Origin of the sequence: Flavobacterium sp. GT3R68 (genome assembly GCF_007109225.1) — a bacterium.
Classification (GTDB): Bacteria; Bacteroidota; Bacteroidia; order Flavobacteriales; family Flavobacteriaceae; genus Flavobacterium.
The window spans coordinates 820,722-846,762 of the sequence record NZ_VJZK01000001.1 but is presented as its reverse complement, the minus strand read 5'-3'; the positions used below and the strand labels follow the sequence as shown (position 1 = coordinate 846,762).

The following is a 26,041-nucleotide window of genomic DNA, read 5'->3' as shown; positions in this document are numbered from 1 at the left end:
TCTTTTATTTATATTTAGTCTATAATGTGGTTAATCTCCAATTATTACGGTGTCTTTATAAATCTGAATTTTTACATTTTCATCGGATGGCATTCCATTACTATAATAACCAAACATTGTTTTTCGTTGCTTATTGTTCGCTTTATATTTTACCACAAAATTACCGTCAGATTTTGTGTTATTATTTTTAAAGTTCAGAAATAATGAAATTTTCTCATTTTTATCCATTTTATGTGCGTAAACAGTATTAAATCCATTTGATATTGATAAGCTATCAAGCGCAAGATTAGTTTTATTTTCGACTTCAAATGTTGTTCCGAATTTACAACTGGTAATTATAAGGGACAGAAACACGAGGATTAATGATACAAGTTTTTTCATTGCTATTGATCTGTTGGAGTTAATTCAGTATTTATTAATATTCCATGGTTACCATCATTTTGTACGGAGGTATTTGGATTATCCCAAAAACTTGGACTATTATAGTTCAGGGGAGAAAGATAGACTAATTGACCGTTTACAACTAAATTGTGAACTTCAATTGATATCAAATTTACGTCAGTCAGGGTCGGTTGATTAATTGCAATTAAATCCATACCCTTCTGATTATTATACAAATCCATTTGTTTTTCTTTAATCCAACGATCGGGCGTTTCGCTTTCATGAGCATCAGAGAACAGTTTTGTTGTATAAACCCCCATAGCCGCGGTGTTGATAGCTTGAAAATAAGCATGTCTGAACGCGTCTGCCTTTCCATTCAAATTACCTGGAACGTTCCCAAAATACATAAATGTCGTTTGCATTGCCACATCTCGACGCTGATATATACGATATGCAACCTCTGGAAAATTTTTAATTAATAATTTCTCTTGTTTGCTTACTGTTTTCCATGATTCATATGGGTCCTCACAATTGGCATTTATATAATTTTCATCTTTCCACCATTGAAATGGTTTTCCTTCATTTATACCAGGATAATTTGTAGTTGTATATATCGGCTGGGGATTATTGATTAAAGCATTTATCAATTCTTTTGCGAAAGCAACAGCTTGTGTGTTAATAATTCCATTTAAGATATTTTGGCTTAAATAATTATTAATATCCAATTTAACTGAAGGATTATTAATTAAATATTGCTTTTGAGGCGCAGTTAAGCTTAAGTTAAAAGCTTTAAGCAGATTTGCTTGTTCAGCATCAACATCATCCTCAAACTCAGGTAAAACAGGTGCAACTATAATTTCATTATTCCCAGTTTCGTTTGATGGCGTAGTAACTGTATCTGCACCACCAGTTGTAGTTCCACCTCCTCCACCAGTAGAAACAGCTCCTCCACTTCCCCCGCCGTCAGCATCTGTACAAACGAAAGAACACTCTAAATTTACTGTTGAGCCACTACAATCACCACACATAAGATGAGGGCCTGTATATACTGTCCCACTTGCACCTGTCCCAGTTTGAGTACAGATTAGAGAGCACACATGATTGCAACGTCCAGAGATTCGTCCCGTTATTTGCGTTAATTCTTTCTCTCCTTCAAAATAATAAGAATTATGAATAGTTTCCACCAATTCTCCAGTTGGGATATATTTAACAATGTAAGCTCGGCTTTCTAGTACTTCATCAATAGTTTCATTAATTATTAATAAATTCTCGAAAAATCCTGATTCAGCTTCGTCTCGTTGTATCAATATGTTATAATAAGTAACACCATCAATTTCTACAACGTTAACAGGTTCTTTTTCGGAAATGGTAAAATTAAACTCATCTTCTAATGCTGACCTTGATGCAATAGATTTTTGCTTTTCTTGCTGAATTTTCGTGTAAGCGGCATTAAAACTGTTTAATAATAGTAACTCGTTAAATGATTTTTCTTTTAATAGAGTTTTTTGGTTTCCTTCTAGAAAGTCTTTTTCAGTTTCACAACTTGAAAATATAGTTAGAAGAATAATTGTGATTACTGCTGTAATCTTTTTAAGGGCTTTTGTCATATAATATAGCTAATAATTTATAGTGTTTTATTGTGGTGCAATGTAATAAAATTAATACAACAAAAGCATCCCTAAATTTAGGGATTTTCTTATCCTGGTATACCGACGAAATTTTCGTCCCCACATTTAGGTTTAAAAAGGGCTCCCAGAATCGTAGCCCTGATTTATTTGGCAAGTTGGTAAAATGATTGTTATTTAAACGAAATTTTAAATTGTTAATTTATCAAAATTAGTTTATCAAGTTGTTTTATGGTTTCTACAGGAAATAAGCTCTCAAACTCATAATAACAAGTTTCTTTATTAAGTATGCTTTCTACTTCAGACGGAAAACCTAATTCAATTGACAAAGATTTAATAAGTGAAATTGTATTACTATATGCGTGAAATAGAGTTATATTCTTTGAATTTATTACAGGGACATGAATTGGACCTTCCAAATTCCATTCGTATTCATCCATTCTGTCTAAAATTCCTTTTCTGGCTACGTAGGATATTATATATATTTCTTCTTTTAAGTCCATTGGAGCAGATCCTCCTTTATGCTTTTCAAGTAACATAGTTAACATCTGTGATACACTATTCATTGAATGACCTAACTTTGTGTATTCTTGTATTTTTTTTAGTGATTTAAACATAGTATTCTTATTTTATATTAATATTATTTAAATTTTATTTATTAAAGGCTTGGCTTTTGTGTCCCTGTGCCTGCAAATATTGGCTGGCAGAAACTGATAATGATTAGCAGAGTCGTTATTTTTAACAAATATAACAATTATAGCATAAGTGCTATAATGATTTTGTTATTTATATCTTCTTTTTGAATAGTGAAAAAGGACGATACTAAATTTAGAAAATTAATCTTTGACGAGGACGGATTGCAGTTGTTGGCAAAACGACTAAAAGAGATACGTAATAAAAAAGGTATCTCACAGGAAGAACTTGCTTATCGTTCGGAAATAACACTATCACAAATTGCAAGAATTGAAACAGTAAGAATAAATCCTACCATTAGCACAATATTTAAAATCACTAGAGCCTTAGAAGTTCCGCTTGCAGAATTATTTAATTTTGAATTAACGACAATCCAAAATAAATAAATCGTTTCCCTACAACTTATTTAGATGTAGGGCTAATGTAATCTTCGATGGGTTACGTTTAAAAAAGGATTCCTTCATCTGAAAAGCTATAAAAACCATACTTTGTAATTATCAAATGGTCAAGTAATGCAATATCCAAAAACTCTGAACATTTTTTTATTTTATTGGTTATTTTAATATCTGAATCACTTGGTTTCAGATTTCCAGACGGATGATTATGTGATATTATAATGCTCGAAGCATTGCACTTTAGCGCTACTGAAAATATCAATCTGACATCTACAACAGTCCCAGAAATTCCACCTTTTGATAGTGAGTAAATCCCTAAAACTTCATTTGCTCTATTTAAAAGTAGTACTTTAAATTCCTCTTGGAGTTCTAACAATCCTTTTTTCCAAGACTTTAAAAAAATTTCATATGCTTTTTGTCCAGAGGTTATTTTTTCTTTTTGAGTGTTTCGTATATTATACGATACTTTAATTTCTGCGATTTTATTCATAAATATTTTTTTTGTAACTGTTCGTATATATTAAAAAACTCCAAATTGTTAAATACAAAATGGAGTTTAGGTTTAATAGGTAAAAATTGTTTGCTATTTCTACTTTAGTTTATTTGCAAGTATTCGCATTGAATCACTAACTTTACTTTGCACCACTTTTGCATAATGTTCTTGGGTGGTGGATAATTTGGAATGTCCTAAAAGTTCAGATACAATTTCCATTGAAACGTCATTAAAAAGCAAAACTGTTGTTGCAAAAGTTTTTCTTGCAACGTGATGGGTTAGATTTTTAGGAATCCCCACAACATCTGCTATCTCTTTGAGATATGCGTTGAATTTTGGATTTGATATTTTTGGAAATACTTTTTCTGATTTTCCATTTTCGTATTTATCCAATATTACCTTAGCTTGATTCAATAACGGAATCTTATAACTTTTCAGGGTTTTGGCTCTATTAATATTTAACCATAGTCCACCATCAAAACCTTTCACAACATGGCTTTTTTTTAAATTCGTCATTTCATTAAACGCTAATCCTGTGTAGCAGCAAAACACAAATAAATCTTTGATTTGCTCTATTCTTTTTATCTCAAATTGTTGGTTTTCCAAAGCTTTAAGTTCTTCATTTGTCAAAAAAATGATTTCTTTTTTGATTCGTTTTGCCTTGTAAAGAAGAAAAGGATCTTTATCCAAATAATTCTGACTTATTGCAAACTGCATTACTTTTCTAAACCTCTGAATAGCCTTATTTAAGGTGCTTTGCTGTAAGTTTTTCTCGGTTTTAAGGAAATATTCATAATCCGTAATAAAGTTAAAATTGAGCTCTCTAAACTTGAAATCCTTAACTTTAAACTTCCAAACTACAAACGCTAAAAGATGATTTCGAGATTCAATGTATTTTTTGTAAGTCACCATCTGTATTTCAATATCAATAAGCTTTTTAATTCTTTCAATGTATTGATTGTAGGCTTCAATTACACCAAATTCCTTATCAAGGGTTTTCCCTTTGTATTGCTTGTAAATGTCTTCCACGGAGATATTTATTTCGTTGATTTGTAGAAATAAAAAAGCCTGATTAATTTTTTGTTTAATCAGGCTTAGTTCAGTATTTATAAAAATATTTTCTTCATTGGGGGGCTTAGCTAGTTGAAAATTGCTGTACCAATGATTGGGATTTATAAATAACCCTGTTGCAAATTCTTGTCTTTTCTGTAAGTAGGTGATTCTGCATCTAAGAGAACATTTGCCCATTTTATTTAACCTATTTCTGGTAAGCAGAAATGTTATATTGATTTTTATAATATTCATGATTTTTAGTTGTTTAGTTGGTGAATGGGATGAATGGGTAAAAAAAATGAATAACATGCACACCTTTTTTAAAATGATGCACACCTAATTGTTATCCTTTTTAGAAGTAAAATGGGGAAATATGGAGAGAGAAGAAACCTCCAAAATGAAGTATGAAACTTCCCTAAATCAAAAAAGCTATCCACAATAAAGTGGAAAGCTTTTCATTGGTCTAACTACTAAACCTGGTACTTGCGTACCGAAACAACACAACTATTTTAAAAACCTTTTTGGGGGCAAAAAAGCCTTTCTTTACGAAAGGCTTTCCCCAATTTAAGCGGTCTGGACGGGACTCGAACCCGCGACCCCATGCGTGACAGGCATGTATTCTAACCAACTGAACTACCAAACCAGCGCTTTATTGCGAGTGCAAATATACAACCTATTTCGACTTCTCCAAACGTTTTTAGAAAAATATTTAAATTAAAATTTAACTTATTATCCAAAGGTTTGTTTTTCAATTAAATATGTGGTTAATATTTTTTCGAAATTTTCGCCCACAGCAACAGGGACGTACTTAATTTTATTCTGAGCGCAGGTCAATGCTACCTTTTTAAAGTAGTTTTCCGCCAATTTTTCATATTCCTGCTTCACATTATCGGCAAATATATTAACCTCATCTCCCGTTTCAACATCAATAAACTTTCTTGGCGTGTTGTCGAAGTCAAAATTCAGCTCTGTTTTATTGTCGATCACATGAAACAGGACCACTTTATGTTTGTCATGTTTGAGGTGCTGCAACGCATTGAACAACGCCTCTTCATTACCGGACTGAAACATATCGGTAAAGAGGATAATCATCGAACGGCGGTGCATTTTCTCGGCAATCTGATGCAGGAAAGTGACGGTGTCCGTGTTTTTTTTGGGTTTCTGATTGACCAACAGGTTTTCCAGTGTATTGATCAACATGCGGTGATGACGGTCGCTTCCTTTTTCAGGGGCATAATATTCATAGGTATCCGAATAAACACTTAACCCTACCGCATCCCGTTGTTTCTTCAGCAGATTCATTAATACGGCGGAAGCCAAAATCGAAAATCCTATTTTGCTTTCGTAGAATTGCTGATTGTTGTTCAGCTTCGGGTAATGCATGGAGGAGGAATTATCAATAATCAGATGACAGCGCAGGTTCGTTTCCTCTTCGTAACGCTTGGTATACAAACGATCTGTTTTTGCGAACAACTTCCAGTCGATATGCCGGGTACTTTCTCCGGAATTATACACCTTATGTTCGGCAAATTCGGCAGAGAATCCATGAAACGGGCTTTTGTGCATTCCGGAAATGAAGCCCTCTACCACTTGATTGGCGAGTAACTCCAGATGCTGGAAACTGGATATTTTTTCTAATTGGGATTCGATCTTCATTTTTACTGCGTCAGTTTGCCTTACGGCTCGTGTCAAATGTATTAAAAGATTGAATGATTTGGAAATTAAAAGTTTGAAAGTTTGGCGCTTGAGGATTGGACCGTTTCGCTCTTAAATAAAAAACATCGCAAGTAGCAAGAACAAAATCGCAAGTAGCAGAAACAAAGTCGCAAGAAGCAAGAATAACGTCGTAAGAAGCAGAAATAATGTCGTAAGTAGCAGAAATAATGTTGTAAGTAGCAGAAATAAACTCGCAAGATGCAGAAACGATGTCACAAGAAGCAAGAATAACGTCGCAAGAAGCAGAAAAAACGTCGTAAGAAGCAGAAACAAACTTAACAACCGCTCTCGTTACCCTTCGACTGCGCTCAGGGTGACACATCATTGCAATCCATTCTAGTAAAAAATGCGGATAATTGGTCCTTTAGCCCCGATGGAGGCGGTATCCCACGCTTTTTTGCGTGGATAAAGCCGACAGCGGGAATTGCATTTGCAGATACAAAATCAAAATTGGCTCCTGAACAAAAAAGGCGACTTTCGCCCCTTCGACTGCGCTCAGGGTGACACCTGGCTGGCGCATAATTACTCCTTAGGCCTGATATCCTCTGCCCTTCGACTGCGCTCAGGGTGATATATCATTATAGGTGACACATTACTATATTTATTACAGTAAACATAAAAGGCCCGACTTACGTCAGGCCTTTTTAACTGTTTTGATGTTTAATTACAATAAAGCATCCAAACTATCCGCGTAAGTTTGCTTTGGAGCAACTCCCACTTGTCTTCCTACTACTTCTCCGTTTTGAAAAACCAAGACAGTTGGAATATTTCTCACTCCGTATTTTGCAGCGAACTCCTGATTGGCGTCCACGTCTACCTTTCCGATAACCGCTTTTCCTTCATATTCCTCACTAATCTGGTCGATGATTGGACCAACCATTCTGCAAGGACCGCACCATGCTGCCCAAAAATCTACCATTACTGGTTTTGTCGATTTTAAAACTACTTCTTCAAAAGTAGCATCTGTTATTGCTATTGCCATCTGTTGTTTTTTAAATTACTGTTCAGACAAAAGTAGAATTTTATTTTTGATTCTTCACTGGATGAGAATCAGTTTTATTGATAGTTCTATAAGTGGAATTCATATGGACTATGAATTGTTAACAGCAATTTTTTCAGATTTAATTTTGACATCATCCGTGGTTATTACCTCTAAAAAGTATTCGTAAATCACACCCAATTCCGTGGTTTCGTCTGTAAATAACGAGTCAGAAACAGTAAATGGAATTCTTAAAAATCCGGCATCTCCCTTTCTTCGATACAGCTTTGCTTCCAGAACTGCTTCGGGCTCAATGCCCTGTACTTTTAATTGTACTTTTTTACTATTGGCATCTTGCGTGGCCACAAGATCGATTGTCTGATTTGGATTGACCGCTTTGGTAACCATTAACTTATTGGACGCTTTTGAAGCCAATTTGGCCACATCGATTGCTTTTACATAATATTCACAGATTCCTCTGGCGGGCATTTCGCTGTCGCTAAAATTGGTTGCAGTTACAGGTTCTCTGTTGACTTTCATTTCCTTCCCCTCCACAATCCGATACACATCATACCCTAAAATGCTATCGTTTAAAACTGCGTCCCATTTCAAATTTACCTGATTTCTGTCGTAATTGGCTTCCCGCAAAATTGGCGCGTGCGGCGGAATTACATCCGGCAATTGAACCCAGACAACTGCCTTGTCGCTTTCGTTGAATGATTTATCGAGAGCCGCAATTTTGTATATGAATTTGGTACCTGCTTTTTCATTGAAAACATCGACAAAACTAGTTCCCGTTTGCGGCGTGGCATTCAATAAAAGCATGTCGTTTTGGTCATCGTCTTTTAATCCTCTGTAAATTCTGTATCCTGCCAAATCTTTTTCGGAGTTGGCACGCCAGGAAAGGGTGATTTTCCCAACCTCTGATTTTGATTTCAACTCATTTGGCATATTTGGTTTTTCGTGATCCGGAACGAAAACACCTATAGGAACCGAACGATTTCCGTTGTTGTCCTGATCTACCGATTCGACAATGTACTGCAATGAGCCGAAAGTGGTTTTGTCTAATTTCTCCACATATTTAGCTTCTGATGGTTTGATGGTTTGGGCTGTGATTTTCTTGAAGGTTTTTCCCTTGTCGTCACTTTTATAAATGTTATAACCCGCTACTTCTTTATCTTTTGAAGGCGTCCATGTTAAAATTACCTCATCGTTTTTCCGTTCGCCTTTAAATCCTTTTACAACTGCTGGCGGCGTGATATCTTTTACGACTATTTTCAAGTCTGTTGAGGGTTTACTTTCGGTATTTAAAAATGTTACCCCTTTTAAAACATACACATAATTCCCGGCTGGAACATTCGCATCGGCATAATTGGCTATGTAGACATTCTTCTCTAAGTTAGCCATTATGGGTTCTTTGTTCAGTTTCGTTCCGTTGCGATATATATTGTATCCAATATAGTCCTCGTTGGCAGACCATGTAATCATCACATTCTGTTTTAACTGTGCTACTTTTTCATTCTCAGGCGCTTTAGGCAATTCCCCCAAAGCAAGATTATTAACCACCGAAATTTGCTTTTGGGTTTTTGCATCGACTAATTTATAGCTGTAGGATTTTCCTTTTTCAACCGCGTTATCCTCGAAATAAATCCCCAAATGCTTGGCCACCTCATTGTCGAAGATGGCTGCTAAGGCTAACGTATAATCCGAATAGGCCTGTTTATTGGCCGAAACTTCCTTTACATTTTTATACTTGATATAGAAAGCATACGATTCGTCCTTTGGAAACGGGTTTTTAGCCGTTTTCAATTCCGATTCCTTGATTACCGCTGAAGGCATAATTGGAGTCGGGTTGATTTTTTGCCAGGTTCCGCCCGCTTCGCTTTTCATGATATCGAATGCCACATCGGATTTAATTAATTTTGACATCCATTTCAACTGAATTTTATTTTCGCCTCCGGCGCCAAACAATTTATAATCTTGTGCTTTTGCTCCTATTGATAATAATACAAAAACGAGTATGAGTACTTTTTTCATCTTTTTATTTTTTTTAATTATAGCCAGATACTGAATCCACCGTTAGAAGACCATTTTGCATTCAGCGTAAAATCCGGAATCCATCTGTGGACATCACAAGCGACACTTCCTTGAAATACTACAGGGTTTGGCATCGATACGGAAAGATTAGCAGATACACCACAGCTTCCGCCGATACAGCCTTCATAGAATTTAAAGTCCACACATCCTTTCCCATACGCCCTACCATCAAAAGAGGCAGTACCAGTAGCCTGAAACGGGGAATATTGCACATTAACGCCTGCGGCAAAATTGGAAATCAATCGTCCTTCGGCAGAGGCAATTCCCAAATCCAGACCTTTCCAACCGGAGTCATAATGTTGGGCAAAACCAAAACCTAATTGTTTTTTATCAAACCCTAACCAGATTCCCACATTGAACCCGCTGCCGCACATCACTTCAGCTGTAATTGGGTTTTCTGGAGTTCCTACGTTCATGTAGAAATCATCGGCTCCAAAGTGGAAAAATATCGCATCTTCGTTTGCTGCACCTTCATTGATACAAACGATATCTTTTACGCCTCCCCAAATCTGGCCCTTCCCGTCGATGTACTTATCTACCCAGTTTAATTGGCCGTTTAATCTTGCCTGAATCAAACCTGGACTATCACTGCTTGTAGAAATCGCATCCCCTTTTATAAAATAACTTATCCCGTCAATACTCCAGCCTTGAAACTGCGTTACAATCTGTACATGACCGTGAAGTGTTGCCCCCTGGTCGTATGAAGTCCTTACATCGGCTTCAGCGGCAATTCCTAACGAATAGGCATTGTTAGGTTTCATATTGCTAATCTTTCCCATATTATCATACTCGACCTCCATCTGGTAGTAGGCTTTTCCTCCAAAACCATGCGCTTCCAAAATTCCAGGAATAATCGGAATAGAAACGAATCCTTTTTGGGCGAATTCAAAAAACCAGTACGTGTAATTTCCGGCACTTGGAAGGGTTTTTCCCAAAATCATTTTAGCAGACAATTCTTTAGTACTCGGTTCTTTCGTTTCGTATGATCCTCCCAATTCGAAACAATTACCCCACGTTGCATTTTGGGTCATTTTAAATCCACCGCCAAATTTTTGGGAACCGTCTTCATAGTTTCCGCTAATTGCTTTTCCATCATCGGCAATTTCAATGGAATTTTCGACAAGGGAATTATTAATTATATAGTCCTCATTGGTATCATTTGGTCCTTTTGAATTCATTCCCAACAGATTAGAATTGGGATTAAAATTGACACCGTTGGTATTAATCATATTGTACCCTAAACCAGGCTGTGCTGATGTTCCGTGGTATGTGAATCCCATTTCTTTTCTGCCGCTTGCAATATTAGGACCCAGAGTTACATCTCCGGAAAATAAAAACTGGACGTCTGTTTTACTGGTATTTCGTTTTATTTTCATTTTATCAACCGTAAATGTAAATCCGTAATACTTAGCCCATTCCTTAGTCCCTTCACAAACAGATTCGGTATTATCAGAAAAGTTAGTATTGAACGATACGGCTCCTGATGGATCAATATACATATCGCACATGTTCATCTTTATGGTTTCAAAACCTTTATTCTGTCCGTTTTTCACCGATAAGTTGGAAGAAATTACCACGGCATTGTTTTCTAATCGGCCCGAAAAAACCGTCATATAGGCTGAACTTCCACTGTTGTCCTTAGACAAATAATATTTCTTTGTATAATCTATATCTAATTGGATTTCCTGAATTTTTTTGCTGTCGATATCCATTGTAAGACCAGCCCAGTCATTGATAAACGGAACATACATTTCGCCTTCGATTTTCAGGAAAACCAACTTGTTTTTGTCAATCTTAAAGGACGATTTGGCCAACTTGGATGTGAAACCAGCCAAGTCAACGTTACTTTTGCTTTCTGTGTCCTGTTTAGACATCGAGGTATACCCATTTCCTTTGTTATAAACTTTGTCGAAAGACATATTTAAAGTAGAACCTGTCGTTGCCCCGATTTTTTTAGGAAGATTAATCAGGACGCCAAATTTATCAAAGTTCAGACCGTTGTTATAGTTTTCAAATTTTGATTCCAATTGTCCGTTATCCGATAAATGCACGTAGGTTTCAGAAACATTTGCATAAACCGAACCGTCGTCGTTGACTCTCCATTTTAAAGGTTTTTCGAAAGTATAGTAAAAATTCAGGTTCTTTTTGTTCTTGAACGGAATGGATAAGTTGGTCAAATACGCATCTGATTCTGCGGAAGGCTGCGCCCCTGAAACCCTTACGGTTCCGCTCAAATCCGTTTGGCCTTCCAATCCTTTTATGCTCAGCTTCATATCACCGGGAGTACCTCCGAAAGTTACGTCGATTCCTCCGTTAGCGAGGTTTGAAACGTCCTTATCGCTGTTTAAATTAACGAACCCGTCGAATTTATTGGCAAAACTCATCTTTATCGTAGATTCATAGGATACGAATTCGTACATATCATTGGAATATTTCCCGTTTTTAGGAATGAACCAATTGGTCATCCATTTCCCAATGATTTTTGCATCGGTTGTACCCACATCTTTAGAAACTTTGTACAGATTTGTTTTGTCATCCATGGCACCTTCGAGTTTGCCATACAGTTTCATACTGTTTAAAGTCAGCTGAAAGGCTCCGTCACAATCCTTTTCGGTAGATAAATCAAATCGATTGTTGATTAATCCTTTTTTAGCATCGATATCAAGGGTACCGTCAATCACACCCCAGATATTTTTTTTAAGTTTAGCGTTGTACGAAACCGGACGAATTTTTAAATCCTTGAAATTGAAGATTATTTTCTTTCCTCCTACCCATAGCAGCATTTCCCCGGAACCACTAAACTTATCCTGATCTTTGTTGGAAATCTGGTTTACCTGAACGTAATATCCATTAATGGCAAACCCTTTAATTTTGGCCAATTCGCTGGTGTCCTCGATTAGTTCATAGATTTCAATTTTACTACTGTCGACAATAGTTTTATTGTGAAGTGCAACCACACGCCAAGCCATTTTGCCTACACCGGTTGTAAAAGAGTTCGGTAAGTTTATAAACAATTCCTTGGTGTCATTAGATGCAAAAGAAGCGTTTTTACCATTGAACAATTTCTCATTCAAATTATTCCAATCCGTAATTTCCTTATTTTGGGAATATCTGTCGGTAAATTGTACACGGTACCCGGTAATGGTTTTCTTTTTAGAGGCTTCCCACTCGTATTTTAGTCCGTACCCCGAAGTTATTTTTTTTCCTGCAATTGGGGAAACCAGTTTAATCCGGTCGGTCGAAGGAGCAGTAACAACTTCATAGATATCAATGGCACTACTGTCGATGGCTTTTTTACCCTGGTTGAATGCAACGATACGCCAAACTATTTTTCCGTTTCCGGTTGTGAATGTAGGTGGTAAATCAATTTTCAGTTTATTACCAATGTCTTTGCTGGCATAGAATGCATTTTTCTTAGTGAATATGGCATCCGTCAGCGTGTTCCAATTAGTGATTTTTTTATCCTGAGTTTCGCGATCGGTAAATTGCAACTGATAATTAGCCACTGGTTTTTTGCTCGCGGTCCATGAAAATTCCAAACCATACCCGTTGTTTATTTTTTCACCTTTAATCGGTGCGATTAGTTTTATTCGATCTGTCAATGGCGCATCCACCACTTCATAGGTTTCAATCCGACTACTGTCAATTGCTTTATGTGCGTTATCATACGCCATTACACGCCAGGCAATTTTTCCGTTTTTTGCGGTAAATGATTGCGGAAGGGTTAACTTGGTAGTGGTATAGGCTACTTCTTTACTGGCATAAAATGCATTTTTCAATGAAAATAAATTCTCAGGTAATGCAGTCCAATTGGTTATTTTTTTATTTTGCGTTTCGTGATCGGTAAATTGCACTTCGTACTTCACGACCCATTTCTTGCTTTGGGACCAAAAAAACTCCAAACCATAACCGTTGTTTATTTTTGCACCTTGAATCGGTGTTATCAAATTAATATTGTAAGTCCCCGGGGTTGCCGTACTTTGAGCCACCACATTATTTTTATACACAAAACTACATACTTCACTGTTCCCTTTGTTTTGAACATTCAGGGCAGCTCCGCCGGCATTAAATCGGGTATCTGTTGGTAATAAAGTAACGCGCCAGGCATATTTTTTGTCTTTTTTAAGGGGCGGTTGGGCTGGGCCATATACGTATGAAAACGAGTTTGTCGTTGTTTCGAAAAATGCAGGAGTCGTTGCACTGTTCATCGCTTCGTTAGGATTTCTTGTGATTGGGTTAAGCTCGACAATTTTCAATTTGTATTGGGAACCGGCAGGTGCTCCGGCAGAAGGCAACCACGAAAAAATCACATTTTGGATATTCCCCGCTACAACTGGTTCATCACAAGGCGGAGAAACCAACTGTGGCGGAGCAATCTGATGGATGTCAAACGGATTGCTGCAACCTGAAGGTTTAGGAGTGCTCAGTGGCTGTCCGGTGCTAAAATCCAAGACCTGAATACAAATGGTATACGAACCTTCCGGTAGTCCCGACCCTTTAAACAAATCATTTTTATTGATTCCGGTCACAATAACCGAATTCAGATCCAGATAATTTTTCAGGTCAATTCCCGTCATCATTTTTGGCTGATAGGCTACCAATTGAATTGGCGTTGCCGGACGATAGGAATCGGATGTGGAGATTGATATTCCGTTATCCCCGGTAATATTCGCTTTTAAATAAACGCTGGCATTGGAATACGAAAGCAATGTAAAAACGACTTTGCTTGGGCTATTCAGATAATCCGTCAGGTACGTGGAATACGGCGGCAAAACCTGAACGGTGACATTCACTGTTTGTGCAAAATTAATCTGTGATAACAACAGAAAAATGACACTAAAAATCTTAAAATTATTTTTCATACTATTTCTTTTAAAAAGTGTAGGTATATCCTAAGTCAATATTGTATTCACTGAATGAAATCCCTGTTGGTGTTTTCGCTTTATTATCGATATAAATACCAAGCAGAGTCAGACCATGATGCTCATTCAGTTTATAGGTGTTCTGAAAGGTCAGATTTACAATATCGGCAAAATTCTCATGGTTTATTTTTTGCTGGGTACCATTGACAGACAAGGACGAAATTAACTTATTTTTTAAAAACGGTCTGCTGGTATTGATTCCGATTCCGTTTAATCTGGTGGTATTCAGGTTGGATTCAAAAATAGACAATAAGTAAGATGCCCCAAGGGTTAATCCAATTTTATTGAAAACAAAGGAACTGTTATAATTAAGATTGTCAACCTTGTATTCTGTTATGCCTGCCGTATTTGGATTCTTATCTGTCAGCCATTGACGGTTAACCATTAACGAGTGAAAATGAGTGAGTTTTTCCTTTACGAAAGTCAGTCGGGGCATCAGCACCATATTTTGAGAAACAAACGATTGTTGGGTGGTCTGGTTTGGGATTTTCAATCCTTTGCCTTGTTCCCCGGAGTAATTTCCATACATCGCATTGAATCCAAATATACTCGATAACGTATAATCCAGTCCAATGTTTCCGATAAATCTTTTAGTGGTGAATGATTTTTTATTCATCAGATTATCACGCTGACGACCCAAACTGCTTGTGATTTTTAATTTATTTTTCAGCAAATAAGCCGATGGTTCTAACGTAATATTCTCTACATCCGTTTGGAAATAATAGGCTCCCATACTTTGAAAATCAGGATCCACTCTTCTGTATTTCGCTTTAATTTTATATTTTTTTTCTTCATATCGAACTTCCGTCTGATAGGCATTGTACATTTGCGTGGAAGAATTGACGATAATCAAAGAGTTAAAACTATTGACTGTTGAAGCATCATCTCCCGAAAGTGGTAATGCGCGCACATCACGGGTAAAAACAGACGTGGCAACATCCGCATCCCAAAACAATTTTTGCGTTAATTTGTATTTAGAAGAAATACCGGCTACCACATTTTCACCTGGCAACACTTCCGTACCCTGAGGAATGGTGTTCAGGGAATTTTCATCATCTTTTCCTTTTAACATGATCAAATCCACATGGCTTGTCTCGGTACCATAACCCATGCGAAAGGCATATCCCATACGCTTAAAGGAAGGGGTCTGCACTTCCGGTGAAGTCAAATCCTCTTCCACGGCTCTGTTCAATCGTCCATATAACAAACCAAAACGCAATTTCCCGGGATTTAATTCCACCGCAGCTCCTAAAGCAGTCTGGCCTGACCAGGTAAATGGCGACCATGTCAAATTGGTATAGCCCAAATGGGCTTTTGCCCATTTATACGTCGGACTGATGCAAAATTGATTAAAAGGCTGACGAAAAGAACGTTCCTGTTCACTTACCGTAAAAGAAAAAGGAATTTCCACACCATACAGCTTCAATAACGGATTCCCGGTTGCATACCAGGAAAAATCCTTTCGGCGTGGTTCAATTCCGTTTACATTATAGTAAGAACCAAAGACTGTAAAAGTTCCGGAAAACTCTACAGGCTTTACTTCGCTAATATGTTCCAAGTCCTGCGCTTGTGAAATGGCGCAGGAAAGAAGAAAAATTAGCATAAATAATAACTTTATTCTCATCATAAATTCCATATTTAAACTTAAAAATCCGATAAACAGCAAATAAAACCGATAAACAGCATTTTTATTAATTTCCAATGTTGCCGACACTTTAAGACGCCAAATAATTGCGTTTTAACAAAATTTTAAGCAAATTTGCGGTTAGTTTTATGATATAAAAAATACCGATAGACAGTCAACGTTTTAAATAGATGAATGACATTTCTGTTGAAACCTAAAGTTGTTTTAGGAACACAAAGGATATGGAACAATACACTTGTATTATAGTTGATGATGATGAAATTGATAGACTTACGGTGCTGTCCTTTGTGAAAAAATTTCCGAGGCTGAAACTTTTGGGCGTATACGATTCTGCAGTAAAAGCATTAGAAATCATCGATAAAGAGAAAATTGATATTTTGTTTATGGATATTGATATGCCCAATCTTAACGGATTGGATTTCCGGAAGAAAGCCCTGCATATTCCTGTTTGTATTTTTATCACCGCACATCCTGAACACGCCGTTGAAAGTTTTGAATTAGAAACCCTGGACTTTATCGTGAAGCCTTTGAAATTGGATCGTTTTTCCCAAACCATGAAGCGCATTGAGGAATTCATGGAAATTAAGCTAAAAGCCACACTTTTTGAGGCTACTATTGGCGGAGACACCATTTATATAAAAGAAGGGCACGAGCAAACCAAAGTAAAACTTCACGAAATCCTGTATCTGGAAGCTTTAAAAGATTATACGCTGATTATTACTTCCCATAAAAGGCATTGCGTATTATCCAGCATTGGAACGCTTTTAAAAGAAAATCATTTTCAGTCCTTTGTGAGAATCCACAGAAGTTTTGCTGTGCAGAAACAATTTGTGAAAAGAATCGGTACCTTGGAGATTGAATTGAACAACAGCATATTAATCCCTGTTGGAAGAAGTTATAAAGACAATCTGAGTTTAATTGCATGAAAAACCTTTTTCTCTGTCTGATATTTTATCCGGTTTTGTTGTTTTCGCAGCAAAGTCCAATATCAGCTGAAAAAGAGTTAAGCGAATTGATTGTAAAATGTGATACCCTTCTAAATTCAAATAACTACAAACAGTTAATTGTAGTTGCTACCAAGGGAATTGAGAAGGCCAAAAACAAACATTATTTTTTATCCAGATTTAATTACTTCAAAGCTTACGGGTATGAATATGATAATAATTTGTATGAAAAAGCGGTTCCGTATTACGAAAAATCGTTAGACTATTCAAAAAAAGGACGGCATCTGAAAGAAGAAACCTTAGCCTTGATGCGGCTTAACTACTTGTATTATTCCACAAAACAATTTAGCAAGAGGGACCAACTTATTGATTATATAAAAAAAGTGTTGGATACCACCAAAAGCATTTATACGCAAGGCATTTTAAACGGGAGTTTGGGCGAATATTATCTGGACCAGGCGGCATATGAAAAATTTATTGGCTATAAATTAAAAGCCATCGAATACCGCAAAAAATTTCCGAAAGACGATGCTAGAAACCTTGTCAATATTGGGATTTCCTACTCCCAAATTGCCAGCGCGTACATTAAAATGAAACAATATAAAAAAGGTATTGAATATTCCGGTTATGCGCAACCCTATTTGAAAACTTCCGATAATGCGACTGCCTTTCTGTACAATGATTACATCAAGTGCTACGTGGAACTCGAGAATCTGGACAGCATAAAAAAATACTACAATGGGATTCATAAACTGGTCAGCCAGAACGAACCTTTACATCTGAACATTAGTTCTGCAAATCGGTATATGGCAGAATATTTCATTGCCAAAAACCAAATAAACACGGCTTCAAATTATGCGGACAAAGCCGTTTTATATGCCCTCAAATCAAATGATGAGGAAATTTTGATGGAAGCCAATATCTCCAAAGGGAAATTAGAGTTTGCACAAAAAAAATATCCGGAGGCTATCAAAACCCTGAATTCAGCCTCGACCTATGCTTATGAATTTGATAAGGAATCTTTTATTACGATAAATAAAAAGCTTTCTCAATGTTATGAGGCTTTGGGAGATTGGCAGAACGCCTATAAATATCACACTATTTACAGCCAGAGTAATGAGGTGATGTTAACGGAATCTGGAAAACAAAGTATTGCGAATGCTGAAGCGAAATATCAAAACCAATACAAACAGGAAAAAATAAACACGCTTTCCACCGAAAATAAACTGAAAAACCTTCAAATTGAAAATACCAGAAAGCAGCAAATCTATCTTGGAATTGGTTTTGTACTATTGGTCGTTATCGCCGGATTATTGTTTAAGCAAAGCCGCAACAGAAGGAAAAGCAACGAAAAACTTCAGCTTTTAAATCAGGAGCTGGATCAGGCCAATAAAACAAAAGCATTATTTTTCAGTATTTTAAACCATGATTTAAGAAGCCCGATTGCCAATCTGATACATTTTCTGCACCTGCAGCATGAAAGTCCGGAATTATTGGATGAAGAAAGTAAAGTGCGGCTTCAGTATAAAACGTTGTCAGGTGCCGAAAATTTATTGACGTCGATGGAAGATATTTTATTGTGGAGTAAAGGGCAGATGGAAAACTTCCAGCCTCACTTAAAAAATGTAACCATACATTCACTTTTTGAAGACACTAAAACGCATTTTTCAAGTATCGAAAACATTGAAATGGTATTTGAAAATCCGGAAAACATCCAATTGAACACCGATGAAGATTACCTGAAAACCATCATAAGAAACTTAACCGGAAATGCCATTAAGGCCTGCGAAAAAATAGAAAATCCCATCATTATCTGGAAATCGTGGCAACAAAATAGCCAAACCTTTTTAACCATTTCTGACAACGGTCCGGGCGGAACCGAAGGGCAATTCAAAGCACTTTATGACGAAAAAGAAGTTTCCGGAATCAAAACCGGTTTGGGACTCCACTTAATTCGCGATTTAGGAAAAGCAATCGATTGTACTGTTACTGTGGAATCAAAACTAAATTCCGGAACCACTTTTAAATTGACGTTTTAATTCAGTTTAAAATTAATCTGCATTTTCTCCAGTTCCTGAAGCAGTTCGTTCGAGATTTTAATCTTCAGCTTCCGGCTCGGCATCGATAACTTGGTTATTATTTTTATTTCCTCTACTTCCGAAGTTACCGCAATTTCGGGCTCTTCTTCTGCGAGTTCTGCTGTTTCATCAAAAACTGCTTCAGTCTCCAAAACCATTATGGGTGCTTCAACCAATTTTTTTATTTTCTCCAGTTCCAATACTTCAAATGTAACTGAATTATCGCCTTTATTGGCGTGAAAAAGATCGCTCAGCTTGTGAATAAATTCCACCTGAAGATCATTAATATTTAAATGAATGATTAATTTCTTGGCGAATGTAGGCAAGACATCCTGCAAATACTGCACCAGCATGAACTGCAATCTTGGCTCTCCTTTTTTACCGGTTTCTTTATCGGCCCAGCCTTCTTTCACCAGAACTTTCATAAAGGTAAAATTGTTCTGAATCAGGAAATGTCTGAATTTCAAATATTCCTCACCAAAAATCCGGAATTCATAACTTTCATCATAACCTTCGAGCATAAAAGATGCCCATCCTTTTCCGTTTTTGGCGACACGGTGCTGCACATTGGTAATGATACCGCCAAAAGTCAGGTTTTTATTGACATGCAATTCCATGTTCTTAAGGGCTTCCAATTTGGCATTGCAGAAATATTTCATTTCAAATTTATAATCATCCAGAGGATGGCCCGAGATATAGATTCCGACTACTTCCTTTTCTTTAGCCAGTTTTTCCATCGTGGTCCAGTCCTCGCAAGGAGGCACTATTGGTTCCGCAATCTGCACATCGCTGCTTTCTCCAAACAGACTTACTTGCGAGGAATTCTCGTTTTCCTGAAATTTGGCTCCATATCGGATGGCTTTTTCATAAAAAGTAATGCCATCGCCATCATCATGGAAATATTGGGCGCGCGTCGTTCCTAAAAACGAATCGAAACCTCCTGCCAATGCTAAATTTTCCAATGCTTTTTTATTGGCGGCACGTAAATCAATACGTTTGGCCAAATCAAAAATTGATTTGTATTTTCCGTCTTTCCTGTTTTCGACAATGGTCTGAACGGCTCCCATTCCCACTCCTTTTACAGCACCAATCCCAAAACGGACTGCGTAATTTTCGTTTACTGTAAATTTATAGAACGATTCATTCACATCCGGTCCCAAAACCTGCAGTCCCATCCGTTTACATTCTTCCATAAAAAAGGAAACTTGTTTGATATCGCTCATATTATTGGAAAGAACGGCGGCCATATATTCGGCGGGATAGTTTGCTTTTAAATAGGCGGTCTGGTAAGCAATCCACGCATAACACGTCGAGTGCGATTTATTAAACGCATATTCGGCAAAAGCTTCCCAGTCTTTCCAGATTTTCTCCAGTTTGTCTTCAGCATGTCCTTTTGCAGCAGCCTGACTAATGAATTTGGGCTTCATTTTATCAAGGACATCTTTTTGTTTCTTTCCCATCGCCTTACGCAAAACGTCGGCATCCCCTTTGGAGAAATCTGCCAATTTCTGGGACAATAGCATTACCTGCTCCTGGTAAACCGTAATTCCGTAGGTGTCTTTCAGTAATTCTTCACAGGCATCGAGATCATATAAGATTTCCTCTTCGCCATTTTTCCTTTTAATAAAACTTGGAATGTAGGCAATCGGGCCCGGTCGATATAGAGCGTTCATTGCAATCAAGTCGCCAAAAACCGTTGGTTTCAGTTCCTTCATGTATTTCTGCATTCCGGCAGATTCGTATTGGAAAATACCAACTGTTTCACCACGCTGGAAAAGTTCATAGGTCTTTAGGTCATCAATCGGGAATTCATCCGGATCGATGTCTTTTCCGGTTCTGTATTTTACTAATTTGACTGTATCTTTAATCAAGGTCAGGGTCTTGAGGCCCAAGAAGTCCATCTTTAATAGTCCGGCACTTTCTACCACCGAGTTATCAAACTGTGTCACATACAAATCCGAATCTTTGGCTGTAGCCACCGGAACGAAATTCGTAATATCACTTGGCGTGATGATAACCCCGCAGGCGTGAATACCTGTGTTTCTTAGATTTCCTTCTAATATCTGCGCTTGCTGCAACGTTTCGGCACCTAAATCGCCTTCTTTCGATAAAGCGATTAGTTCCTTTACCTTATCGAAATCCTCCGGACGCAAAGCTGCTTTTAATTTGGCATCATCATAGGTGAAAATCTTCGCCAGATTTAAATTGAGCGGAATCAGTTTGGCAATTTTATCAGCTTCAAAAAGCGGCAAATCCAATACCCGTGCGGTATCCCGAATTGCTGATTTGGCAGCCATCGTTCCGTAGGTGATAATTTGCGCTACCTGTTTTGAACCATACTTATTGATTACATAATCCATGACTTTACTTCGACCCTCGTCATCGAAATCGATATCAATATCGGGAAGCGATACACGGTCAGGATTCAGGAAACGCTCAAATAGCAGGTTGTATAATAACGGGTCAATGTTGGTAATTCCGAGACAATAGGCAACCACTGAACCGGCAGCGGACCCACGTCCGGGACCTACTGAAACATCCATTTTCCGGGCTTCGGCAATGAAATCCTGTACAATTAGGAAATACCCCGGATAGCCGGAATTTTCAATGGTCAGCAATTCAAAATCGATTCGTTCTTCAATTTCCGTGGTAATCTCTTTGTATCTTCGTTTGGCACCTTCATAAGTAAGGTGTCTTAAAAACTTATTTTCACCTCGTTTTCCGGCATCCTGTTCGTCTTCCGAAACCATGAAATCCCGAGGAATTTCAAATTTAGGCAATAAAACTTCACGCGCCAGACTGAAGATTTCAATTTTATCTACGATTTCGGACAAGTTTGAAATGGCTTCCGGCAAATCGTTAAAGAGTTTTTTCATTTCCTCCCCCGACTTGAAATAATATTCCTGATTGGGCATTCCGTAGCGGTAGCCACGTCCACGTCCAATTGGTGTTGTCTGTTTTTCACCATCACGGACACACAATAAAATATCGTGTGCATTTGCATTTTCCTTATCGATGTAGAAGGTATTGTTGGTCGCAATAATTTTGACATCATGCTTTCTTGCCAATGTGATCAATCCCTGATTCACGCGGTTTTCATCTTCCTGATTGTGGCGCATGACTTCGATATAGAAATCGTCTCTAAATTGGGCTTTCCACCAAACCAATGCTTCCTCAGCCTGGTTTTCACCAAGATTCAGGATTTTGTTGGGGATTTCGCCATATAGATTTCCGGACAAAACAATGATGTCCTCTTTGTATTCTTCAATGACTTTTTTGTCGATTCTCGGCACATAATAAAATCCCTGCGTGTATGCGATAGACGACATTTTGGCCAGATTGTGGTATCCTTTTTTGGTCTTCGCCAAAAGAACAATCTGGTATCCATTGTCTTTACGGGTTTTGTCCTTATGGTCTTCGCAGACAAAAAATTCACAACCCACAATAGGTTTCATTTGCACTTCGGTCGGTTCTTCCCCATTTTCAACAGCCGTTGCGTTTTTGGCTTCAGCCGACTTGTTGTGATTCAGAATGTCACGAACGAAATGAAAAGCACCCATTAAATTGGCATGATCCGTCATGGCTACCGCGGGCATTTTGTGTTGCGCTGCTGCTTTTACCAATGCCGCCACACTAATGGTGGACTGCAATACCGAAAATTGCGTATGATTGTGCAAGTGCACGAAATCGGTATCAATTAAAATTTGTTTATTTTCTGAAAGTTCCTGTTTGGAAAGAGGAGCTTCTTCTGTTTTTTTGAAATTTTGACGTATCGCTTCCGATGCCGCTTTCAAATTGATGTGCTTTAATCCGATTAATTGGATTTCGCCGGAATTGTAATTTTTGAAATCCTCAAAATAACCGGACGGAACATCCAGTTCTTCTTTGGTGAAAACCTCGCGACGGATTAATTCTAGGAAACAACGCGTAGTTGCCTCCACATCGGCGGTGGCATTGTGCGCCTCCGAAAAAGGCTTATGGAAAAGATAACTGTGTAACTCGGTAAGCGTTGGCAATTTGAATCTTCCACCACGACCACCAGGTAATTGTAACAACGAAGCGGTTACTTCGGTACACGTATCCAAAACGGGCATTGTGGCCATCGGCGAATTCACATTCATCCTGTGAAATTCGCAGCCCATGATGTTGACATCAAAACCTAAATTCTGGCCGACTATGAATTTGGCTTTCGATAAAGCAATATTGAATTTTTCTAAAACTTCTGATAATGGAACTCCATTCGCCTGCGCCAATTCGGTAGAAATCCCGTGTATCCTTTCGGCATCATACGGTATATTAAACCCTTCCGGCTGAACCAAATAATCCTTATGCTCGATAAGTTGTCCCATCTCATCATGCAATTGCCAGGCAATCTGAATGCAACGCGGCCAGTTATTGGTGTCGGTTATAGGTGCATCCCATCGTTTTGGCAATCCGGTGGTTTCGGTATCGAATATTAAATACATAGCTGAATGTGAGGGTCTTGTAATTCTGAAAAATTACAATATATGAACGTCAAAAGTAGTTTTTTTTGAATAAAAAATTTCGAGAAGTTATCAACAAAAAAAAGCCACTCATCAAATGATGAATGGCTTTTATATGGAATAAATCTAGTGTTATTGCTAACGCTATTTTATGGCATTGTATTGAATGTTAATTCAGAAAAGTGATTAGTAACCACCTCTGTTTCCACCACCACGGTTGTCTCCACCACGGCTGTTTCCACCATATCCACCACCACCACGGTTATCTCCACCACGGCTGTTGCTGTTAAAACTTCTTCTTTCACCTTCTGGTTTTGGCTCAGATTTGTTAACTACGATTGCACGACCTTGAACAGTAGCACCGTTCAATTCATCGATTGCTTTTTGAGCATCGTCGTCATTTGCCATCTCAACAAATCCAAATCCTTTACTTCTTCCAGTAAATTTATCAGTAATAATTTTTACAGAATCAACTGTACCATAAGCCTCAAAAGACTCTCTTAAATCTGCTTCCTCAATACTGAACGGAAGGCTTCCAACGAAAATATTCATATGTACGAATTTATAATAATTACAAATATAAACTATTTTTCTGTAATATACTATGTATTAGATTATTTCTGTCTTATTTTTTAACTCACCATACAATAATAAAAATAAAAACCATCTTTTCAAGATGTTTTTGTTGTTAATCCAATGTTCCGAGCGGCATTGAATCTATTGAATAGACTCTTACCTTATAAAAGTTACCTTCCTGAAAATTCAATATTTCGTCTCCGGCAGGATTATCCGTTGTTTTTTCGGCATTGAATCTAAATGTACCTGTAACGGTCATGTTGGTAGGGTCGTATTGAGAAATTTTAATCTCACCATCACCGATTCCAATTCCGGTTTCATAAATCAATTCCTGTCCGTTTATGGAATACTTGAATTTAGCTTTTTTTGAATCACTTGTTCCTAATGGATAGGTTTGGGAATTAGTTGAAGTTGTAGCTAATATCAATTTTTCGCTTTGAAAATAACCCACAATTACCAAAGAATTATCCGCACGTATGTACCCACGAACATCATTGGCTCTCCATAATAAATTATCTCTTAATCCCTGAAGTGAAGGATTATTAGTTAGTATATCCTCTGAACAGGATGTCAATAGTATTATTAGGACAAAAAGCGATATTACTTTTTTCATTTTTTATGTTTTTAATACCACAAAAATAGTTTTTAAAACCAAAAACACTAAAAAAAACAGTTAAAAATTAAAGTTCAAGCCAATTTTAACACTAGTATTCGTTTAATTGTCAGGTTGCATTAGCTTTTTTAGAAAAAAAATGTATCTTTGCACCCTTAATTAACAGAGGTCGAGTACCTCAAAATTTAATCATACGATTATGTCTGTAAAAATTAGATTACAAAGACACGGTAAAAAAGGAAAACCTTTTTACTGGGTTGTAGCGGCTGATGCTCGCTCAAAAAGAGACGGTAAATACTTAGAGAAAATCGGTACTTACAATCCAAACACAAATCCTGCAACTATCGACTTAAACCTTGATAAAGCAGTACAATGGTTGCACAATGGTGCTCAACCAACAGATACCGCAAAAGCTATTCTTTCTTACAAAGGAGCTTTATTGAAACACCACCTTGATGGAGGAGTTCGTAAAGGAGCCTTGACTCAAGAACAAGCAGATGCAAAATTAACTACTTGGTTAGACGAAAAAGCTGGTAAAGTAGATTCTAAAAAAGCTGGTTTATCTAAAGCAGAAGCGGATGCTAAAGCAAAAGCTTTCAAAGCAGAACAAGATGTAAATGCAAAACGTTTAGCTGCAGCTGCACAAGCTGAAGCAGATGCTATTGCGGCTGCAAATCCTGCTGTTGAAGAAGCTGAAGAAGAAGTTACTGAAGAAGTAGTAGCGGAAACTGAAGACTCGAGTCCAGCGGACGACCAGGCGGAGCAAACTCCTGCTGCAGAAGAAAATAACGAAGAAGCTCAAGCTTAATTCAGTAGCGATTCATGCGTAAAGAAGATTGTTTCTATTTAGGTAAAATCGCGAAAAAATTCAGTTTCAAAGGGGAAGTTCTTGCCTATTTAGATACGGACGAACCTGAGTTATACGAAAACCTGGAATCAGTGTTTGTTGAATGCAACAAACACTTGGTTCCTTTTTTTATTGAAAGCAGTTCGCTGCACAAAAATGATTTTCTCAGAATCCGTTTTGAGGATATGAATACCGAGGAAGATGCGGATGCCATTATGGGTAATGCGATTTATCTTCCTTTAAACATGTTGCCAAAACTTACCGGTAACAAATTTTATTTTCACGAAGTTATTGGTTTTGAAGTCGAAGACAAACGTTTAGGCGTTGTCGGAAAAATTGTTTCGGTTAACGATTCGACTGCGCAACCTTTATTTGAAGTCGAAAACGGCGAAGTGCAACTCCTCATCCCGATGATTGATCATTTCCTTGTTAAGATTGATCGCGAAAATAAAAAGGTCATTATGGATCTTCCAGAAGGACTTATTGAAATGTATCTTTAA

The 26,041-nt window shown here is 37.4% G+C and carries 19 protein-coding genes and 1 tRNA gene; 5 read left to right on the top strand and 15 right to left on the bottom strand.

The window, feature by feature from the left end; translation table 11 throughout:
* Nucleotides 1-30: 30 nt before the first annotated feature.
* From FNW07_RS03645 to FNW07_RS03635, 3 genes are all read right to left on the bottom strand, one after another.
* A complete protein-coding gene (locus FNW07_RS03645; RefSeq protein ID WP_126745292.1) occupies nt 31-381 on the bottom strand; it encodes a hypothetical protein in 351 nt (116 codons plus the stop codon).
* A gap of 2 nt (nt 382-383) precedes the next feature.
* Nucleotides 384-1,988, bottom strand: a complete 1,605-nt coding sequence (locus FNW07_RS03640; RefSeq protein WP_126745293.1) for a hypothetical protein — start codon at nt 1,986-1,988, stop codon at nt 384-386.
* 215 nt (nt 1,989-2,203) lie between these two features.
* Nucleotides 2,204-2,623: a hypothetical protein gene (locus tag FNW07_RS03635; protein WP_126745294.1), complete on the bottom strand. Its 420-nt coding sequence runs from the start codon at nt 2,621-2,623 to the stop codon at nt 2,204-2,206.
* A 189-nt stretch (nt 2,624-2,812) separates the two neighbouring features.
* Here FNW07_RS03635 and FNW07_RS03630 point away from each other — a divergent pair, with 189 nt between their 5' ends.
* Nucleotides 2,813-3,085 carry a helix-turn-helix domain-containing protein gene (locus FNW07_RS03630; RefSeq protein ID WP_126745295.1) on the top strand — a complete coding sequence of 91 codons (273 nt, stop codon included), beginning with the start codon at nt 2,813-2,815 and terminating at the stop codon, nt 3,083-3,085.
* A gap of 58 nt (nt 3,086-3,143) precedes the next feature.
* Here the strand turns inward: FNW07_RS03630 and FNW07_RS03625 are convergent, their stop codons facing one another.
* The 9 genes from FNW07_RS03625 to FNW07_RS03585 form a co-directional block, all read right to left on the bottom strand.
* Entirely contained in the window at nt 3,144-3,584 is a 441-nt protein-coding gene (locus FNW07_RS03625) for a RadC family protein (RefSeq protein WP_185964610.1), read from the bottom strand.
* A 99-nt stretch (nt 3,585-3,683) separates the two neighbouring features.
* Entirely contained in the window at nt 3,684-4,892 is a 1,209-nt protein-coding gene (locus FNW07_RS03620) for a site-specific integrase (RefSeq protein ID WP_126745297.1), read from the bottom strand.
* Between the two features lie 317 nt (nt 4,893-5,209).
* Nucleotides 5,210-5,283, bottom strand: a tRNA-Asp gene (locus FNW07_RS03615).
* Nucleotides 5,284-5,369: 86 nt separating this feature from the next.
* Nucleotides 5,370-6,296 carry a DUF58 domain-containing protein gene (locus FNW07_RS03610; protein WP_126744113.1) on the bottom strand — a complete coding sequence of 309 codons (927 nt, stop codon included), beginning with the start codon at nt 6,294-6,296 and terminating at the stop codon, nt 5,370-5,372.
* A 10-nt stretch (nt 6,297-6,306) separates the two neighbouring features.
* A complete protein-coding gene (locus FNW07_RS03605; protein ID WP_126744112.1) occupies nt 6,307-6,681 on the bottom strand; it encodes a hypothetical protein in 375 nt (124 codons plus the stop codon).
* A gap of 339 nt (nt 6,682-7,020) precedes the next feature.
* Nucleotides 7,021-7,338: a thioredoxin gene (gene trxA / locus FNW07_RS03600; RefSeq protein WP_126744111.1), complete on the bottom strand. Its 318-nt coding sequence runs from the start codon at nt 7,336-7,338 to the stop codon at nt 7,021-7,023.
* Nucleotides 7,339-7,446: 108 nt separating this feature from the next.
* A complete protein-coding gene (locus tag FNW07_RS03595) occupies nt 7,447-9,372 on the bottom strand; it encodes a fibronectin type III domain-containing protein (RefSeq protein WP_126744110.1) in 1,926 nt (641 codons plus the stop codon).
* A gap of 17 nt (nt 9,373-9,389) precedes the next feature.
* The gene (locus tag FNW07_RS03590; protein WP_126744109.1) at nt 9,390-14,294 is read right to left on the bottom strand and encodes a hypothetical protein; all 4,905 of its coding nucleotides are present in this window, start codon (nt 14,292-14,294) and stop codon (nt 9,390-9,392) included.
* A 10-nt stretch (nt 14,295-14,304) separates the two neighbouring features.
* On the bottom strand, nt 14,305-15,981 hold the full coding sequence (locus tag FNW07_RS03585; RefSeq protein ID WP_126744108.1) for a hypothetical protein: 1,677 nt from the start codon (nt 15,979-15,981) through the stop codon (nt 14,305-14,307).
* A 239-nt stretch (nt 15,982-16,220) separates the two neighbouring features.
* On the opposite strand from FNW07_RS03585, the gene FNW07_RS03580 reads away from it, so the two are divergent.
* The gene (locus tag FNW07_RS03580; RefSeq protein ID WP_126744107.1) at nt 16,221-16,925 is read left to right on the top strand and encodes a LytTR family DNA-binding domain-containing protein; all 705 of its coding nucleotides are present in this window, start codon (nt 16,221-16,223) and stop codon (nt 16,923-16,925) included.
* The gene (locus FNW07_RS03575) at nt 16,922-18,982 is read left to right on the top strand and encodes a HAMP domain-containing sensor histidine kinase (protein ID WP_126744106.1); all 2,061 of its coding nucleotides are present in this window, start codon (nt 16,922-16,924) and stop codon (nt 18,980-18,982) included. Before FNW07_RS03580 ends, FNW07_RS03575 begins: the two co-directional genes overlap by 4 nt.
* Here the strand turns inward: FNW07_RS03575 and dnaE are convergent.
* From dnaE to FNW07_RS03560, 3 genes are all read right to left on the bottom strand, one after another.
* A complete protein-coding gene (gene dnaE / locus FNW07_RS03570) occupies nt 18,979-23,487 on the bottom strand; it encodes a DNA polymerase III subunit alpha (RefSeq protein WP_126744105.1) in 4,509 nt (1,502 codons plus the stop codon). The genes FNW07_RS03575 and dnaE overlap by 4 nt on opposite strands.
* Before the next feature lie 204 nt (nt 23,488-23,691).
* Nucleotides 23,692-24,057 carry an RNA-binding protein gene (locus FNW07_RS03565; protein ID WP_126744104.1) on the bottom strand — a complete coding sequence of 122 codons (366 nt, stop codon included), beginning with the start codon at nt 24,055-24,057 and terminating at the stop codon, nt 23,692-23,694.
* A 136-nt stretch (nt 24,058-24,193) separates the two neighbouring features.
* Nucleotides 24,194-24,694 carry a DUF6252 family protein gene (locus tag FNW07_RS03560; protein WP_126744103.1) on the bottom strand — a complete coding sequence of 167 codons (501 nt, stop codon included), beginning with the start codon at nt 24,692-24,694 and terminating at the stop codon, nt 24,194-24,196.
* A 199-nt stretch (nt 24,695-24,893) separates the two neighbouring features.
* Here FNW07_RS03560 and FNW07_RS03555 point away from each other — a divergent pair, with 199 nt between their 5' ends.
* Together FNW07_RS03555 and rimM are read left to right on the top strand one after the other, a co-directional pair.
* Entirely contained in the window at nt 24,894-25,502 is a 609-nt protein-coding gene (locus FNW07_RS03555; RefSeq protein WP_126744102.1) for a 30S ribosomal protein S16, read from the top strand.
* Between the two features lie 14 nt (nt 25,503-25,516).
* Nucleotides 25,517-26,041 (top strand): ribosome maturation factor RimM, encoded by a 525-nt coding sequence (gene rimM, locus FNW07_RS03550; RefSeq protein WP_126744101.1) that lies wholly within the window; start codon nt 25,517-25,519, stop codon nt 26,039-26,041.